13 protein-coding genes are annotated in these 16,963 nt (G+C 72.8%); 9 read left to right on the top strand and 4 right to left on the bottom strand.

Features of this window, described 5'->3' with window-relative positions:
• Positions 1 to 128 precede the first annotated feature (128 nt).
• Positions 129 to 2,162, bottom strand: coding sequence for a phenylacetic acid degradation bifunctional protein PaaZ (paaZ, locus tag FYX01_RS03035; protein ID WP_150237249.1), 2,034 nt, complete (start codon positions 2,160 to 2,162; stop codon positions 129 to 131).
• A gap of 134 nt (positions 2,163 to 2,296) precedes the next feature.
• Positions 2,297 to 3,202 carry an AraC-like ligand-binding domain-containing protein gene (locus FYX01_RS03040; protein WP_150237250.1) on the bottom strand — a complete coding sequence of 302 codons (906 nt, stop codon included), beginning with the start codon at positions 3,200 to 3,202 and terminating at the stop codon, positions 2,297 to 2,299.
• Positions 3,203 to 3,414: 212 nt separating this feature from the next.
• Here FYX01_RS03040 and FYX01_RS03045 point away from each other — a divergent pair, with 212 nt between their 5' ends.
• The 4 genes from FYX01_RS03045 (at position 3,415) to FYX01_RS03060 (ending at position 10,001) form a co-directional block, all read left to right on the top strand.
• Complete coding sequence (locus FYX01_RS03045; RefSeq protein WP_150237253.1) at positions 3,415 to 4,944, top strand: GMC family oxidoreductase; 1,530 nt, start codon at positions 3,415 to 3,417, stop codon at positions 4,942 to 4,944.
• Between the two features lie 109 nt (positions 4,945 to 5,053).
• Entirely contained in the window at positions 5,054 to 6,487 is a 1,434-nt protein-coding gene (locus FYX01_RS03050) for an aldehyde dehydrogenase family protein (protein ID WP_150237255.1), read from the top strand.
• Positions 6,488 to 6,622: 135 nt separating this feature from the next.
• The gene (locus FYX01_RS03055; RefSeq protein ID WP_150237257.1) at positions 6,623 to 8,575 is read left to right on the top strand and encodes a primary-amine oxidase; all 1,953 of its coding nucleotides are present in this window, start codon (positions 6,623 to 6,625) and stop codon (positions 8,573 to 8,575) included.
• A complete protein-coding gene (locus FYX01_RS03060) occupies positions 8,568 to 10,001 on the top strand; it encodes an APC family permease (protein ID WP_150237259.1) in 1,434 nt (477 codons plus the stop codon). Before FYX01_RS03055 ends, FYX01_RS03060 begins: the two co-directional genes overlap by 8 nt.
• A gap of 129 nt (positions 10,002 to 10,130) precedes the next feature.
• On the opposite strand, the gene FYX01_RS03065 is transcribed toward FYX01_RS03060, so the two are convergent.
• Together FYX01_RS03065 and FYX01_RS03070 are read right to left on the bottom strand one after the other, a co-directional pair.
• Positions 10,131 to 10,649: a YbaK/EbsC family protein gene (locus FYX01_RS03065; RefSeq protein WP_150237261.1), complete on the bottom strand. Its 519-nt coding sequence runs from the start codon at positions 10,647 to 10,649 to the stop codon at positions 10,131 to 10,133.
• 88 nt (positions 10,650 to 10,737) lie between these two features.
• The gene (locus tag FYX01_RS03070) at positions 10,738 to 11,706 is read right to left on the bottom strand and encodes an ADP-ribosylglycohydrolase family protein (RefSeq protein WP_150237263.1); all 969 of its coding nucleotides are present in this window, start codon (positions 11,704 to 11,706) and stop codon (positions 10,738 to 10,740) included.
• A 121-nt stretch (positions 11,707 to 11,827) separates the two neighbouring features.
• Here FYX01_RS03070 and FYX01_RS03075 point away from each other — a divergent pair, with 121 nt between their 5' ends.
• From FYX01_RS03075 to FYX01_RS03095, 5 genes are all read left to right on the top strand, one after another.
• Positions 11,828 to 13,672 carry a PASTA domain-containing protein gene (locus tag FYX01_RS03075; protein ID WP_150237265.1) on the top strand — a complete coding sequence of 615 codons (1,845 nt, stop codon included), beginning with the start codon at positions 11,828 to 11,830 and terminating at the stop codon, positions 13,670 to 13,672.
• Positions 13,673 to 13,751: 79 nt separating this feature from the next.
• Positions 13,752 to 14,162, top strand: coding sequence for a YkvA family protein (locus tag FYX01_RS03080; protein WP_150237267.1), 411 nt, complete (start codon positions 13,752 to 13,754; stop codon positions 14,160 to 14,162).
• Positions 14,163 to 14,260: 98 nt separating this feature from the next.
• Positions 14,261 to 15,130 (top strand): helix-turn-helix domain-containing protein, encoded by an 870-nt coding sequence (locus tag FYX01_RS03085; RefSeq protein ID WP_223830283.1) that lies wholly within the window; start codon positions 14,261 to 14,263, stop codon positions 15,128 to 15,130.
• 4 nt (positions 15,131 to 15,134) lie between these two features.
• Positions 15,135 to 15,539 (top strand): VOC family protein, encoded by a 405-nt coding sequence (locus FYX01_RS03090; protein WP_150237269.1) that lies wholly within the window; start codon positions 15,135 to 15,137, stop codon positions 15,537 to 15,539.
• A gap of 246 nt (positions 15,540 to 15,785) precedes the next feature.
• Positions 15,786 to 16,961, top strand: coding sequence for a substrate-binding domain-containing protein (locus tag FYX01_RS03095; RefSeq protein WP_150237271.1), 1,176 nt, complete (start codon positions 15,786 to 15,788; stop codon positions 16,959 to 16,961).
• Positions 16,962 to 16,963 lie beyond the last annotated feature (2 nt).

Genomic DNA, 16,963 nt, shown 5'->3' on the forward strand with positions numbered 1-16,963 from the left:
CCGGGGGGCGCACGCCGGCCCGTGGACCCGGGGGGCCCCCGGGCCGCCCCCCGCGGGGGCCACCGCCGTGTCGACACGCCTACATGGCTACTCGTCCACGAGGCGACCCGCCCACAGGGCCCACCTGTCTACTCCTCGCCCTTGGCGACCAGAGTGAGCACGTCGTAGGTGGCCACGGCCTCGCCGTCCTGGTCGGTGACCAGGGCGTCCCAGCGCACCTCGCCGTAGTCGGCGTTCGTGCGCGGCGTGATCTGCTTGGCGGTCAGCGTCACCCGGATGGTGGCGCCCTCCTTCACCGGGGTGAGGAAGCGCAGGCCGTCCACGCCGAAGTTGGCCAGCACCGGACCCGGCGCCGGGTCCACGAACAGGCCCGCCGCCAGCGACACCACCAGGTAGCCGTGCGCCACGATCCCGCCGAACAGCGGGTTGGCGGCGGCGGCCTCCTCGTCGGTGTGCGCGTAGAAGGTGTCACCGGTGAACTCGGCGAAGTGGTCGATGTCGGCGCGGGTGACGGTGCGTTCCGCCGACCGGACCGTGTCGCCGATCCGCAGCTGCGACAGGTCCTTGCGGAACGGGTGCACGTCGTCCGCGTTGCGCTCCGAACCCGTGGTCCAGTGGCCGGTGATCGCGGTGACCATGTCCGGGGACGCCTGCACGGCGGTGCGCTGCATGTGGTGCTTGACGCCGCGCACACCGCCCATCTCCTCGCCGCCGCCCGCGCGACCGGGCCCGCCGTGCACCAGGACGGGCAGCGGAGAACCGTGGCCGGTGGACTCCTTGGCGTCGTCCCGGTTGAGCACCAGGACGCGCCCGTGCCAGGGCGCGACACCCAGGACGACCTCGCGGGCCACGTCCGGGTCGTTGGTGACCACCGAGCCCACCAGGCTGCCGCTGCCGCGCGCGGCCAGCTCCACGGCCTCGGCGACGCCGTCGTAGGCGATCACGGTGCTGACCGGGCCGAAGGCCTCCACCTCGTGCGGCTCCCGGGCGCCGGGCTCGGCGCGCAGCAGGACCGGGGACATGAACGCGCCGGCCTCGGCGTCGGCGCCGAGGACCTCCACGGTCCCGGGGTCGCCGTGGACGATCTCGCTGGAGGTGCGCAGCGCCTTGACCGCCTTGCGGACCTCCTCGCGCTGGTCGAGTGAGACCAGGGCGCCCATGCGCGCGTCCGGGTGGTCCGCCGCGCCCACGACCACCTTGGACAGCCGGTCGGTCAGGGCCCCGACGACGGCGTCGGCCATCGGCCCGGGCACGATGACCCGGCGGATGGCGGTGCACTTCTGCCCGGCCTTGACCGTCATCTCGGTGACGACCTGCTTGACGAACAGATCGAACTCGGGGTCCTGCTCGGACACGTCCGGACCGAGGATCGAGCAGTTGAGGGAGTCGGCCTCGACGTTGAGCTGTACGCCACCGCTGACCACGTTCGGGTGGTTGCGCAGGATGGCGCCGGTGGCGGCGGAGCCGGTGAAGCCCACGATGTCCTGCGGGCCGAGGTTGTCGAGAAGCCCCTTGTGACTGCCGACGAGGAGCTGGAGGGAGCCCTCCGGCAGCAGTCCGGACTCGACCATCCGCCGTACGACCGCGGCGGTGAGGTAGGCGGTCTGCCCGGCGGGCTTGACGATGCTCGGCATCCCGGCGAGGAAGGCGGGGGCGAGCTTCTCCAACATGCCCCACACCGGGAAGTTGAACGCGTTGATCTGCACGGCCACGCCCGGACGGGACGTGTACACGTGCTGGCCGACGAACGTGCCCTGCTTGCCGAGCTGCTCCAGGGGCCCGTCGAGGATGACGGTGGAGTTGGGCAGTTCGCGGCGGCCCTTGCTGGAGAAGCTGAAGAGCGTGCCGAACCCGCCGTCCACGTCCACGGCGGTGTCGCGCCTGGTCGCACCGGTCCGGTGGGAGAGCGCGTAGAACTCCTCCTTGTACCCCATCAGGTGTTTGGCGACCTCCTTGAGGAGGTTCGCGCGCTGGTGGAAGGTGAGCGCGCGCAGCGCGGGGCCGCCGACACGGCGCGCGTGGTCCACCATCCCGGCGACGTCGGGGCCTTCGGCCGAGATGCGCGCGACGGTCTCGCCGGTGTTCGCGTCGGCCAGGGGCGAGCCCTCGTCCGCGGGGGTGAACCACGCCCCCCGCGCGTAGCTCTGCAGTGTCTCGGACACCTGACGGTCCTCTCCTCGGGCTGTGCTTCCTGTGCGAACAGTATTACAGACCGATCGTTCAGTAAATAGTGCGAGGGAGGGCGCACCGCGCTCCATCTGGGCTTCTCTGGTCCCGAAACGGACGGGAAATCCCCTCAGCCCGACTCGGCACGGATCTCGCGTGCCGTCACACCGAACTCCGTGCGCAACATGCGCCCTAGGTGTCCCGCGTCCAGCACGCCCCACCGCGCCGCGATCGCCGACACGCTCCGGTCGGCCAGCAGGGGGTCCGCCAGGTCCCGCCGGATGCGCGCCAGCCGCTCCGAGCGGACCCACCGCGCCAGCGTGAACCCCTGCTCGCGGCACAGCTTGTACAGGTACCGCGCCGACATCCGGTGCGCCGCGGCCACCGACTCCACCGACAGGTCCGGATCGGCCAGGTTCGCCAGGCAGTACGCCCGCACACGGGCGAGCGGGTCCGCCGCCTCCTCGGCGGGCGCGTCCGCGAACGCGGCGCACACCAGCGACACCAGCGCCGCCGCCAGGTGGTGCCGGGCCGCGCCGCCCGTCTCCTCGTCCAGCCCGGACGCCACGCCCCGGAACAGAGCCGAGACGATCCCGCGCAACCCGCTGTCCGCGCGCACCGGCAACGCCACCCGGCGCCGCAGCAGGTCCGCGTGCACCCCGAACATGGCGCTCGGCACACCCGCCACCACCGTGTCGTAGGGCTCCCAGAAAGGCAGCTCGTACGGGCGCCCGGTCTCGTACACCACCAGGTCACCGGGGGTGAGCAGGCACTGCCGCCCGGCCTGGCCGACACCCGCGCGGCCCGAGACGTGCCACGCCACCTTGATCAGGTCCGGATCCGAGGAGGCGATCACCCCGGGGTCGCGGCGCACCACCACCGGATCGGCGCGGATACGGGTCAGCACCAGCTGGTCGACCCGGGTCGAGGTGAACGCGCCGTGGAAGGGGCGGTCGCCGGAGGCCCGCATGCGCAGGGGCGCGAACGCCCGGGAGGCCTCGGCCTCGAAACGGTCGATCCGGTCGGTGGAGTACACGGTCCCCACTCCCTGCTCCCTTCCCCCAGGCGTCTGACATGCGCTTATCTCCGCGCCGGGGCTGACCGGATGTTATCCCCGTCACCCCCGTCCGACAAGGCGCCCGCCCCCCGTGCGGGAAACGGAGACCGGCTGTGCGGGGAAAGGCGACGGGCCGACGCCGCGCGGACGTAGCTTTCCCGGAACGCACAGAGGTCCGGGAAGGAAACGCCATGGACACAGCCATTCCCCGTGAACACGACTTCGTGGTCGTCGGCTCCGGTTCCTCCGGCAGCGTCGTCGTCCGACGCCTGCTGGACGCCGGGCACACCGTGCACGTCGTCGAGGCCGGCCCCGTCGACAGCGAACCGATGATCCACGACCCGCGCGGCTGGCCGGGCCTGTGGCACACCCCGCTGGACTGGGCCGTGATGACCGTGCCGCAGAAGCACGCGGCGGGCCGCTCCCTGCACTGGCCGCGCGGCCGGGTGCTCGGCGGCAGCAGTTCGCTCAACGGGATGATCTACGTCCGCGGGCACCGGGCCGACTACGACTCCTGGGCCTACGCCGGATGCACGGGATGGGACTGGGACTCGGTCCTGCCCCTGTTCAAACGCTCGGAGGACCACGCCGACGGAGCCGGTCCGTGGCACGGCTCCGGCGGGCCGCTCCCGGTCACGCGCATCGCCGACCCGCATCCCACCTCCAGGGCGTTCGTGGAGGCGGCGGCCGCGCTGGGCTTCCCCGTCACCGACGACTTCAACGGCGAGCGGATGCTCGGCGCGGGATTCAACCACACGACCATAGACGGGGACGCGAGGATCAGCGCCTGGCGCGGCTTCGTGGAACCGGTCCGCTCCCACCCCGGCCTCACCGTCACCACCGGAGCCCCGGTCCGCCGGGTTCTGCTGGAGTCCGGCCGCGCGGTCGGCGTCGAGTACGAGGCCGAAGGCCGGATCCACCAGGCCCGGGCGGCACGCGAGGTCGTGCTCAGCGGAGGGGCGATCGGCTCTCCCCAGGTCCTCCTGCACAGCGGGATCGGCCCCGCCGCGCACCTGACCGAGGTCGGCGTGGACGTGCGGGTCGACCTGCCCGGGGTCGGTGAGAACCTCCACGACCACCTGCTGGTCAGCAACGTCTACGAGGCCGACGGCCCCCTCCCTCCCGGCACCGGGAACCTGCTGGAGAGCCAGCTCTTCGCCAGCACCGACCCCGCCCGGACGGTCCCCGACCTCCAGCCCCTCTTCATCCACATGGTGCTGCCCGCCGACGGGTACCCGGTGCCCGAGCACGGCTACACCATCGCGCCCGGCATCGTCCGACCGCTCTCCCGCGGCACGCTGCGCCTGGCCTCCGACGACCCGTCCGCTCCTCCCCTGGTCGACCCCAACATCCTGTCCGAGCCGCACGACCTGGAGAGCCTGGTCGACGCGGTGGAGATCTGCCGCGAGATCGGCGCATCGGCCGCCTTCGACGCCTGGCGGAAGGCCGAGGTGGCCCCCGGACCCGAGGCCCGCACCCGCGCCGATCTGCGCGAATACGTCCGGCGTGCGGTCACCACCTACCACCACCAGGTCGGCACCTGCCGCATGGGCGTGGACTCCCTCTCCGTGGTGGACCCGGCCCTGCGGGTCCACGGCGTCGAGGGGCTGCGGGTGGCGGACGCCTCCGTCATGCCGTCCGTGCCCTCGGGCAACACCAACGCCCCGGCGATCATGGTCGGCGAGAAGGCGTCGGACCTCCTCCTCGCGGACCACACGTGACGGACGCCGCCGGCGGCGGCACACCCCGGGACCTGCGGGCCCCGGCCACACGAAATCCCACAGACCCACGAGTCCCGCGGGTGACGCGGGCGGAAGACGAGGTGTCCCGATGAGGACCGACATGCTGATCGACGGCGAGTGGACCACCGGAACCGGTGGCGGCTCCCTGCCCACCCTGGACCCGGCCACGGGAGAGGTCATCGCCCACGTGCCGGAGGCCGCCGAGGCCGACGTGGACGCGGCGGTGGACGCCGCCGCCCGCGCGTTCGGGTCGGCCGAGTGGGCGGGCATGCTCCCGGCCGAGCGCGCCAGGCTCATGCTCCGCCTCGCCGACCTCCTGGAGGCCGACGCCGACGCGTTCGCCCGCCTGGAGACCACCGACCAGGGCCAGCCCCTCGCCGTCAGCTCCGGATTCTCCGTGCCCAACGCGGTGGAGCACCTGCGCTACTACGCGGGCTGGGTCACCAAGATCACCGGTATCACCGCGCCGCTGTCCGTCCCGGACGTGGACTACCGCACCCGCCGCGAACCGCTCGGCGTGTGCGCGCTCATCACCCCGTGGAACTTCCCGCTGATGATCCTGGTGTGGAAGCTCGCCCCCTCCCTGGCCACCGGCAACACCGTGGTGGTCAAGCCCGCCGAGCAGACCCCGCTCACCACCCTGCGCCTGGCCGAGCTGGTCAGGGAGGCGGGCGTTCCCGACGGCGTCGTCAACGTGGTCACCGGAGGCCCCGAGGTGGGCAGGGCCCTGGTCCGCCACCCGAAGGTCGCCAAGGTGTCGTTCACCGGTTCCACCGGGGTCGGCCGCGAGATCGCCGCCCGGGCCGGGCACGACCTCAAGCACGTCTCCCTCGAACTGGGCGGCAAGGCCCCCTCGGTCATCACCTCCGACGCCGACATCGACGCCGCCGTCGCGGGCAACCTCATGGGCGGACTGCTCAACTCCGGCCAGGTGTGCGCCGCCTACACCCGCTTCTACGTCGACGCCGCCCGCCACGACGAGTTCGCCGAGAAGCTCGCCGCGGGCGCCGCCGCCACGAAGCTGGGCCACGGCCTGGCCGAGGACACCCAGATGGGCCCGCTGGTCTCCGCCGAACAGCGGGACCAGGCAGAACGCTACGTGCGGATCGGCCAGGAGGAGGGGGCCCACCTGCACGACCGCGCCCCGCTGGACGGCGACACCGGGTACTTCGTCCGTCCCGCCGTCTTCTCCGGAGTCACCGACGACATGCGCATCGCGCGGGAGGAGATCTTCGGTCCGGTCCTGTCGGTCCTGCCCTACGACGACCCCGACGAGCTGGTCGCACGCGCCAACGACACCGACTACGGACTCGCCGCCGTCATCTGGTCCCGCGACATCGGCGTCGCCAACCGGCTCGCCGCGCGGGTCCGGGCGGGAACCGTGTGGATCAACATGCCGCCGGTCCTGGACGCCGCCGCGGCCTGGGGCGGCATGAAGGCCTCCGGACTCGGCCGCGAGATGGGCTGGTCGGCGATCGAGGCCTTCACCCAGGTCAAGAGCGTGTGGACCAACCTGGCCTGAGCGATTCGCCCGCCCCGCCCGCGGCCCGGACCGCGGGCGGCCCCGCCCCGCGCGCTTCCCACCCGCGCCGACACCGCCACCGCCCCGCGCGCTTCCCACCCGCGCCGACACCGCCACCATCCCCGGAAGGCCCCCATGGACGACCCGGCACCGCACCCGCTCGACCCCCTCATCCCCGACGAGATCACCGCCGCGCGCACCCTCCTCACCCGTACCGGACACGTCACCCCGGCCACCCGGTTCGCCTACCTCGGCCTGGAGGAACCCGCCAAGGCCGAACTGCTGGCCCACGCGCCGGGGAACCCCGTGGACCGCCGCGTCCGCGTCCTGCTGCACGACACCTCGGGCGGTCCCGCCCACGACCTCGTCGTGTCCCTCACCCGGGGGAGTGTGGACTCCGACCGGGTGCTGGACGCCGCCGTCGAGGGGCAGCTCCCCGTCCTCGACGAGGAGTTCGCCCTGGTGGAGGAGGTCCTCAACACCGACGAACGCTGGCTGGAGGCACTGCGGGTCCGCGGTCTCGACCCCGCACGGGTGCGCGTGGCACCGCTGTCCGCCGGCGTCTACGACGACGAGTACCCCGACGAGCGCGGCCGCCGCGTCCTGCGCGGGCTCGCGTTCGTCCAGGAGCACGAGGCCGACCACGCCTGGGCGCACCCGGTGGACGGGCTGGTCGGCTACGTGGACGTGCTCGACCGCACCGTGGACAGGGTGCTCGACTTCGGGCCGGTGCCCGTGCCCACAGAGAACGGCAACTACACCGAGCCCGAGGTCAGCGGGCCGTACCGCACCACGCAGAGGCCCATCGAGATCACCCAGCCGGAGGGACCGAGCTTCACCCTCGAAGGCAACAGGCTGACCTGGGAGAACTGGTCGCTGCGGATCGGTTTCGACGCCCGGGAGGGCCTCGTCCTGCACCAGATCGCCTTCCACGACCGGGACCACGGGCGCGACCGGCCCATCGTCCACCGCGCGTCCATCGCCGAGATGGTCGTCCCCTACGCCGACCCCTCCCCGGTACGGTCCTGGCAGAACTACTTCGACACCGGCGAGTACATGGTCGGCCGGTACGCCAACGCGCTCAGACTCGGTTGCGACTGCCTCGGCGACATCACCTACATGGACGCCGTCATCGCCGACGAGGGCGGCGAGCCCCAGGTCCTGCCCAACGCCGTGTGCATGCACGAGGAGGACTTCGGCGTGCTGTGGAAGCACACCGACCTCTGGGCCGGGTCCTCGGAGACCCGCCGCCAGCGCCGCATGGTCGTCTCCTTCTTCACCACCGTCGGCAACTACGACTACGGGTTCTTCTGGTACCTGTACCTCGACGGCACCATCGAGTTCGAGGCCAAGGCCACCGGCATCGTCTTCACCTCCGCCCATCCCGGAGGGGACTACCCCTACGCCTCCGAGGTCGCTCCCGGTGTGGGCGCGCCCTTCCACCAGCACCTGTTCTGCGCCCGTCTGGACATGCGGGTGGACGGGACCGAGAACAGGGTCGAGGAGGTCGACGCCGCCCGGGTGCCGATCGGACCCGACAACCCGCGCGGCAACGCGTTCGTCCAGAAGCGCACGGTGCTGGACACCGAGAGCCGCGCCCAACGCGACGCGGACGCCTCCGTCGACCGGGTCTGGCACATCTCCAACCCCGGTTCGCGCAACCGGCTCGGCCAACCCGTCGCCTACGCCCTCCAGCCCGAGGGCAAGCCGGTGCTGCTCGCCGACCCGTCCTCGTCGGTGGCGGCCCGCGCGGCCTTCGCCACCCGCCACCTGTGGGTGACCCCCCACGACCACGCCGAGCGCTACCCGGCCGGTGACTTCGTCAACCAGCACCCGGGCGGAGCCGGGCTGCCCGCCTACACCGCGGCCGACAGGAACGTGGACGGAACCGACCTGGTCGTGTGGCACACCTTCGGGCTGACCCACGCGCCGCGGCCGGAGGACTGGCCGATCATGCCGGTCGACTACACCGGCTTCAAGCTGCGTCCGACCGGTTTCTTCGACCGCAACCCCACCCTGGACGTGCCGCCGACGGCGGGCGGCCACGGGTGCTCCGGGCAGCAAGGACGGGGAGGATGCCATGACTGAGAACGCGTCCACGGCCACGCCGGACCAGCCCGCCACCGCGGGGCTGCGAGGCGGGCTCGGTGTAGCGGGCGTGGTCTTCCTGGTGGTCGCGGCGGCCTCGCCGCTCGTCGCCATCGGCGGCGCCCTGCCGGTGATGATGGCGATCGGCAACGGCGCGGGCGCGCCGGTCGCCTACCTCGCGGTCACCGCGGTCCTGCTGCTCTTCAGCGTCGGTTACGCCGAGATGAGCAGGCACGTCCAGGACGCCGGAGCCTTCTACTCCTACGTCACCGCGGGGCTGGGTCCGGTCCCGGGCGCCGGCGCGGCGGGCGTGGCGCTGCTCGCCTACACCGCGATCCAGGCCGCCGTGTACGGCCTGGCCGGGGCCACCCTCGCCCAGACGGTCGCGGACCTCGGCGGACCGGGGCTGCCGTGGTGGGTGTGGAGCGGTGCCCTGCTCGCCGTCGTCGCGCTCCTCGGCTACCGCAGTATCGACATGGGGATCCGGGTCCTCGCGGTCCTGATCGTCTGCGAGGTCGGTGTCGTCGCCGTCCTGGCGGGCGCGGTCCTCCTCCAGGGCGGAGCGGAGGGCCTGAACGCGGCCCCCTTCACCCCCGGCGCCTTCCTCTCCGGTTCGCCCGGCATCGGGCTGATGTTCGCCGTCGCCTGCTTCATCGGCTTCGAGGCGACGGCCGTCTACGGACAGGAGGCGCGTGACCCGCGCCGGACCGTTCCCCGGGCGACCTACACGGCCGTGCTGGTGATCGGCGGCTTCTACGCCCTGGTCAGCTGGGCCCTCGTCATGGCGGTAGGCGCGGAGAACGCGCGTGGCGCCGCCACCGCCGACATCGAGGGACTGGTCTTCGCCGTCGCCGACCGCTACGCCGGTTCGCCCGTCGCGGCGGCTCTCCAGGTCCTGCTTCTGACCAGCCTGTTCACCGCGCTGCTGGCCTTCCACAACACGGTCGCCCGCTACCTGTACGCGCTCGGTCGGCGCGGCGGCGCGCTCGCGCCGCTGGGCAGGGCGCACCCGCGCCACGGATCGCCGCACACCGCGTCGCTCACGCAGACCGGCTCGGCGGCCGTCCTCGTCGGGGTGTTCGCCGCGGCCGGGGCGGACCCGGTGGGCCAGGTGTTCACCTGGATGAGCGGTCTGGCGACGCTGGGCGTGCTGGTACTGATGATGCTCGTCAGCATCGCGATCGTGGTCTTCTTCGGGCGCGGCGCGGAGCACACGGGGATGTGGCGTACGCGGGCCGCACCGGTCCTGGGAACGATCGGACTGGCCGGGACGGCGCTCCTGGTCCTGGCCAACTTCACCACGCTGATCGACGGGTCGACGGGCCTGGCGGTACTGCTCGTCCTCCTGCTGTGCGCCTCCTTCGCCATCGGCGCGGTGGCCTCGGCGCTGGGACGTGGCCGCCGTGCCGGAGGCGGCCCGGACTGACGGGGGCGGTTTCGGAACGGGCCTCCCCCGCCGTGTCGCCCTGTCGCCGTGTCGCCCTGTCGCCGTGTCGACATGCGGTGGTCCGGGCGCTCCCGGGCACGGGAGCGCCCGGACCGCGCCCCGGACCCGCTACCTGGTCAGTGCCAGGACCTGGGCCCCCGGAAGGTCGGCGAGCAGCTTGCCGGGCACCAGGAGCTTGGAACGGCGCACCCCGCTGCCCACGACCACCTCGCCCCCGGCGGCGACGCCCTCGTCCACCAGGACCGGCCACCCCTCCGGCAGGCCGAACGGCGTGATACCGCCGTACTCCATGCCGGTCAGCCCGGTGGCCTCGTCCATGGGGGCGAACGAGGCCTTGCGGGCGCCCAGGTGGCGGCGGACGGTCCCGTTGACGTCGGCGCGCCGGGTGGCCGGCACCATGCACGCCGCGTAGGACACCTCGCCGCCGCGCTTGGCGGCGACCACCACGCAGTTCGCGCTGGTCTCCATGGGCATCCCGTACCGCCCGCAGAACTCCGCGGTGTCGGCGAGCTCCGGATCGATCTCCGCCACCCGCACGTCGTCTCGTCCCCGCACCGTGGCCAGGACCGGTGCGGCCAGCAGCTCCGGGTGCCGGTCCGCACGTACCCAGTTCAGTTCACCGGACATGGCATACCTCGATGTCGTCGAGAAGGTCGGTCGGAAGCCGTCGAGGGCCCTCCCCGCGCAAGGCCGTCGAGGAGGGGACACGGTCAGGTTAGCGTTCCGCCGTCCTGCGCCCGGCGGCGCCGAGCGCCAGTTCGGCGAGCCCGTCGGCCCGGTATCCGGGCCAGCCGTGCACCGCGTCCAGGTACTCCCGGGGGATCGCGCTCACACCCCACCGGGCGCCCAGCAGGGCCCCGGCGACGGCCGCCACGGTGTCGGTGTCGTCGCCCGCCCGCACGGCGGCCCGCAGCGCGGTCGTGAAGTCGCCGCGCACGACGGCCGACCACGCCGCCTGCAGGGCCGTCACCACGAACCCGTTCGGGGAGAAGGCGTGCGGCGGCCGCTCCTCGGCCTCGTCCAGCCACGCCGCCCACATTCCGCGCCGGGCCCTCGGCAGCAGGTCCAGGCCAGCGCGTACCCCGGCCAGGTCGGCGTGCGCGACCGCGTGGCGGATCCCCTCGCACCACAGCACGCACGCCTCGGAGGCCAGCGGATCGCCGTGGGTGAGGCGGCTGTAGCGGTCGGCGGCCACGGCCAGGCCCCCGGGGTCGTCCGGGTAGGCCAGTGCCAGCGGACCCGTGCGCATGAGCGACCCGTTCCCGGCGCTCGGCACTCCTCCGGCGAAGCGGTCCGCCGACGCGCGCTCCATCACCTCGGCGACCTCCGGCCGCCCGTGGGCGTGCCCGGACCGGCGCATCACCCACGCGGTCTGGTGGCCGATGTCGGAGGCGCCGTCGTCCGCCCAGCGGAGGAAGGCGTCGGCGGTCTGGCGCAGGGCCTCCGCCGACACCGGGTCGCGGTGGTCGCGCAGGGCCTGGGCGATGCACACCGCCATCTGGGTGTCGTCGGAGTACTCCCCCGGCTCGTAGGGGCCCAGCCCGCCCCCGACCATCTCCGGGACCCGGTCCTCGGCCAGCGCCGGCCCGAACTCGTAGGGCACGCCGAGGGCGTCGCCGCACGCGGCGCCGAGCAGGACTCCGACCACGCGGTCGTCCGTCGTTCCGGGGGGAGGAAGGTTCACAGGGACCTCGCAACGTTTCGGTACCGGGGGTGCTGCGAGTTGACCCTATCGGGCGCTCCCTGTCCGCATTCGTCCTGATAGCGGACGATGTGTCAGAGCCCGGGGACATAGAATTCCTCGCATGGAGACCCCCGCTCCCGATCCCCTCTTCGGCATCACGCTGCACGAGCGCTACATCCTCGGTAAACGGCTTCGTAGCGGTGCCTCGGGAACCGTTCACGTCGCGCACGACCTCAGCGCCGACCAGACCGTCACGGTCACCGTCATGCACCCGTGGCTGGTGCGCGACCACGGCGCCGTGCACGCGTTCCTGGACCGTGCCCGGACCCTGGAGGATCTCATCCATCCGGGGCTCGCGCGGATCCTCGGCCACGGGCGCGACGGCGACCACGTGTACGCGGTCACCGAGTACCTGCAGGGAGAGACCCTCGCCCGCACGCTGGGCGGCGGGGACCTCCGCTATCCGCCGCACGTGGCCCTGACCATCGTGGCCGGAATGCTCACCGCCCTCGACGTCGTCCACGGGTCGGGAGCCGTGCACGGCGAACTGGACCTGGACAAGGTCGTGGTGGACGGCGAGGGCGGGGTGCGGGTCACCGGCTTCCCGCTGCTCTTCGACGCCGAGGAGGACGCCGGTCCGGAGACCCACGCCGACGTGCACGCCGTCGGGCGGCTCCTGTACACGCTGATGACCGGTGTGTCCGTGGCCCCGGACACCTACTCGCTGCGGCTCTCGTCCGCCATCCCCGAGCTGCCGTCCGACCTGGACATGCTGGTCGCCAACGCCACCGACCCCAATCCGCGCTACCGCCCACGCGACGCGGGCCAGTACCTCACCGTCGTCGAACAGGTGCTGCGGTCGCTCTCCAGGCCCCCGGCCGACCTCGCCTCCGACGACACCAGGCCGATCCCGGTCATCACCGACGTACCGGAGGGGCGTCGGGAGGACCGGGGCGCGCCCGTCCCGCTGTGGCGGCGCGTCCCCGTGCTCGTCGGCGCGGGCGTGCTGGTCCTGGTGCTGTTCGCCGCCGGTTGGACCCTGGTTCCGGACAACCGCGTCGAGCTGCCCGACATCGTGGGCGTCTCCACCGAGGAGGCCGAGGAGCGCCTGGCCGCGCTCGGCCTGGACCTGACCGTGCGGTTCGACGAGACCTACAGCGACACCGTCGGCCCCGGATCGGTCGCCGAAAGCACGCCCTCCGCGGGCAGCACGGTGGAGCGGGGCGGTGAGATCCTGCTGTGGGTCTCCGCCGGCCCGCAGTTCGTGGGGGTTCCCGACGTGGTCGGCGGGTCCGAGAACGAGGCGCGCGACGCGCTGCGCCAGGCCGGCTTCACCGACATCCAGATCGTCCAGGAGCACTCCGCCGAAGAAGCGCCGGGCACCGTGCTGTCCACCGAGCCCGGGGTGGGCGAGGAGGGGGACCGTGAGAAGCCGGTCGTCCTCCACGTGAGCGAGGGCGTCATCGTCCCCACCCTGGTCGGCATGGCGCGGGAGGACGCCAGCGCCGCCCTGGCCGGGCTCGGCCTGACCGTGGAGGCCACCGAGGAACACCACGACACCGCGCCCGTCGGCGAGGTGAGCGGGCAGACCCCCGAGCCCGGCACGATCCTGCCCGAGGAGGGCACCGTCGCCGTCACCGTGTCCACCGGTCCGGAACCGGAGCCGGAGGAGGAAGAGGAAGAGGAGGAGGAACCCGAGGAGGAGGCCTCTCCTTCCGAGGACGACTCCGATGACCAGGGCGGCCGGGGAGACCGGGGCGACCACGGCAACGGAGGCGGCCGCGGTGACCAGCAGGATTCCGGCGGCTCCTGCGACGCGCCGGAGTGGGACCGGGACACCGTCTACGCCGAGGGCGACCAGGTTCAGTACCAGGGCCGCGAGTACGAGGCGCGCTGGTGGATCCACGAGTTCCCGCCGGGCGGCAGCCAGGAGTGGAACCCGTGGAGGGACGAGGGCGCCTGCTGATCCCCCGGTCCCCCACGACGGCACCGACAACGGTCGGGGAGCGGAGCCCGATGACGAGTGACGTCTGTGGAACCGCCTGATGGACCTGTGGGTCAGCGTTCTCGTGGGTGCCGTGGGCGGGTTGGTGCTGCTGTGGCTGCTCGCGCTGGTCGCCGTCGCCCTCGCCCGGCCCAGAGGCAACCTGCTCGTCGAAGCCGTACGGCTCCTCCCCGACCTGCTGCGGCTCGTGTCCCGACTGGCCCGCGACCGGGAACTGCCGCGCGGGGTCCGCGTGCGTCTGTGGCTGCTACTGGCCTACCTCGCCCTGCCCGTCGACCTGGTACCCGACTTCGTCCCCGTCCTCGGTCACGCCGACGACGCGATCGTCGCGGCCCTCGTCCTGCGCTCGGTCGTGCGCCGTGCCGGGGAACAGGCGCTGGAGCGCCACTGGCCCGGCACCCCGGACGGCCTGGCGGCCGTGCGCCGCCTCTCCGGAGGAACCGCGGGCTGACGGTGGCCGGGGAGGGCCGGGACGGACCGGATCCGGTCCGCTGGCGCATACCTGTGACCACCGGGTTCACCCCGGACACGCGTGCTAGCGTCGCGAGGGTGGACAGGCAGGATGAAGCGTCCCCGCTCTGGGACTTCGCCGTCGCACCGCCGCACAGCGCGCCGGGAGCCGTCTCGATGGTCGGCTACCGGGGTTTGGCCGTGCCCGAGACCGTGCACCGCGGCCTGCCCTCGTCCTCGCTGACGTTCATCGTGTCCCTGGACGAGGGGGTCGAGGCCGCGGACACCGGTGAGGGGCTGGCCGACGCGCGTCCCAACCCCCTCCTCCTGGGCGGCCTGCACGTGCGGGCGAGCCACGTCCGCCAGCGTCCGGGCCAGGCCGGTGTGCAGGTCGCGCTCCATCCCCTGGCCTCCCGCACGCTCTTCGGGGTGCCCAGCGCCGAACTCGGAGTGAGCGACTTCTACGGCGCCGACCTGCTGGGACGCCGGGCCCTCGGACTGCACGACCGCCTGACCGGTACCGGCGGCTGGCGCGAGGCGTTCGCCCTGGTGTCCTCCTACCTGGTCCGGAGCCACCGGGACCACGACACCGTCGGCCCGCGCCCGGAGGTCGCGTACGCCTGGCACCTGCTGGAGCGCGGCCGGGGACGTGTTCCGGTGGAGTCGCTCGCCCGTGCCGTCGGGGTGAGCCCGCGCCACCTGGGCACGCTCTTCCACCAGGAGGTCGGTCGCTCCCCCAAGACCGTGGCGATGCTGATGCGGTTCGAGCACGCCAAGACGCGCATCGCCGCCGAGGTGAGGCTGCGCGGCCGCGTCGACCTGGCGGCCGTCGCCGCGGAGGCCGGATACAGCGACCAGGCCCACCTGAGCCACGACTTCAGCCGCTTCGCCGGGGCACCGCCGGGAACGTGGCTGGCCGAGGAGTTCCGAAACATACAAGACGGGGGCCACGCGGGCTCCCCAGACTGAGGCCATGGCTACGAGGAATCCGACCGTCTGGGTGACCCTGCAAGCGAACGACGCCTCCGTGCTGATCGACTACTACGTCGACACCTTCGGCCTCGTCCTCGCGGCGCGGTACGACGGGGACGGGACCGTCGACCACGCCCAGCTGAACTGGCCCGAGGGCTCCGGCGGCGTCATGCTCGGCAGCCACCGTCCCGGCCGCGCCTGGTCGCGCGAGCCGGGCACCATGGGCTGCTACGTGGTGACCTCCGACCCGGACGCCCTGTACGAACGCGTCCTGGGCCGGGGAGCCGACATCGTCCGTCCGCTCGCCGGGACCGACTACGGAGCCCGGGAGTTCGCGGTACGCGACCCCGAGGGCAACCTGTGGTCGTTCGGCGACTACCCGGGGGAGCCCTCCCGGGAGGGCTGAACCCCGGCGCCGTCCGGCCCCGGCGCCCGCGCGCCGGGGCCGGACGGCCCTCCGGGCACCCGTCACCGGGGCACCTCCGCCTCCGGTCCGACAGCGCGTGTGGGTTTCCGGTACACCGATTCGGGACCGAATGTATGTGCTCGCTACATGTGAAACGGGTCACCCCGGTTCTACCTTCGGGTTGGCACCCCATCCCCCAGCTCGGGCGGTTGTGTCGGACAGACGGGTGCCGACTGGAGGAGAGAAATGCGCAAGACCCCCCTGACCGCCGCCTCCTGCGCGGTCGTCCTCGCCGTGACCGCATGCGGGAGCCCCGGCGAGGCCGCCGGGGGAGGCGAGGACGCGCCCATCAGTGTCGGCATCGTCTACTCCGCCACCGGCCCCCTCGCCAGCTACGGCGAACAGTACAAGCAGGGCTTCGAGGCCGGACTCGACCACGCCACCGACGGCACCATGGAGATCGGCGGCCGCCCCGTCGAGGTCGAGTACTCGGACGACGCCGGGGACCCGACCAAGGCGATCTCCGCCGCCCGTGACCTCATCGGCACCGGCCACGACATCATCGCCGGGTCCACCGCCTCCGGCATCGCCGTCCAGGTCGCCCCGCTCGCCGAGCAGAACGAGGTCCTCTTCGTCTCCGGTCCCGCGGCCACCGACGCCATCAGCGGGATCAACGACCACACCTTCCGCTCCGGCCGCCAGACCTACCAGGACATCCTCACCGCGGGCACCTTCATGGACGACCCCGAGGGAGCGGACGTCCTGGTGTTCGCCCAGCAGAACGCCTTCGGCCAGGACAACGTCTCCGCCGTCGCCGAGGTCCTCGAAGCGGAGGGCGCCAGCGTCGACAGCGTCCTGGCCCCGCCGGACACCACCGACCTCACCCCCTTCGCCGAGCAGGTCAGCCAGGCCGAGCCCGACCTGGTCTTCGTCGCGTGGGCGGGCGAGACCGCCTCCGCCATGTGGCAGGCCCTGGACCAGCAGGGCATCCTCGACTCCACCGAGGTCGTCACCGGACTGGACATCAAGCCGTCCTACCCGGTCTTCGGAGAGGCGGGCGGAAGCATCTCCTTCCTCTCCCACTACTTCGACGGCGCCTCCGACACCGAGGTCGCCCGGACCATGAGGGAGTCCGTCGAGGCAGAGGGCGGTACCGTCGACCTCTTCACCCCCGACGGCTTCACCGCCGCCCAGATGGTCGTGCACGCCGCCACCGCGGGGGACGGCGTCCAGGAGCGCATCGACGCGCTGGAGGGCTGGACCTTCGACGGGGTCAAGGGCGAGCTCACCATCCGCGCCGAGGACCACGCCCTCATCCAGCCCATGTACCAGGTCGAACTGGTCGGCGAGGGGGAGGACGCACACCCCGAGCTGGTCGCGGAGATCCCCGCCGCGGACGTCGAGCCCGCGGTCGCGGAGTAGGC

The sequence above is a fragment of the Nocardiopsis quinghaiensis genome, assembly GCF_008638365.1.
In the GTDB taxonomy this organism is placed as follows: Bacteria; Actinomycetota; Actinomycetes; order Streptosporangiales; family Streptosporangiaceae; genus Nocardiopsis; species Nocardiopsis quinghaiensis.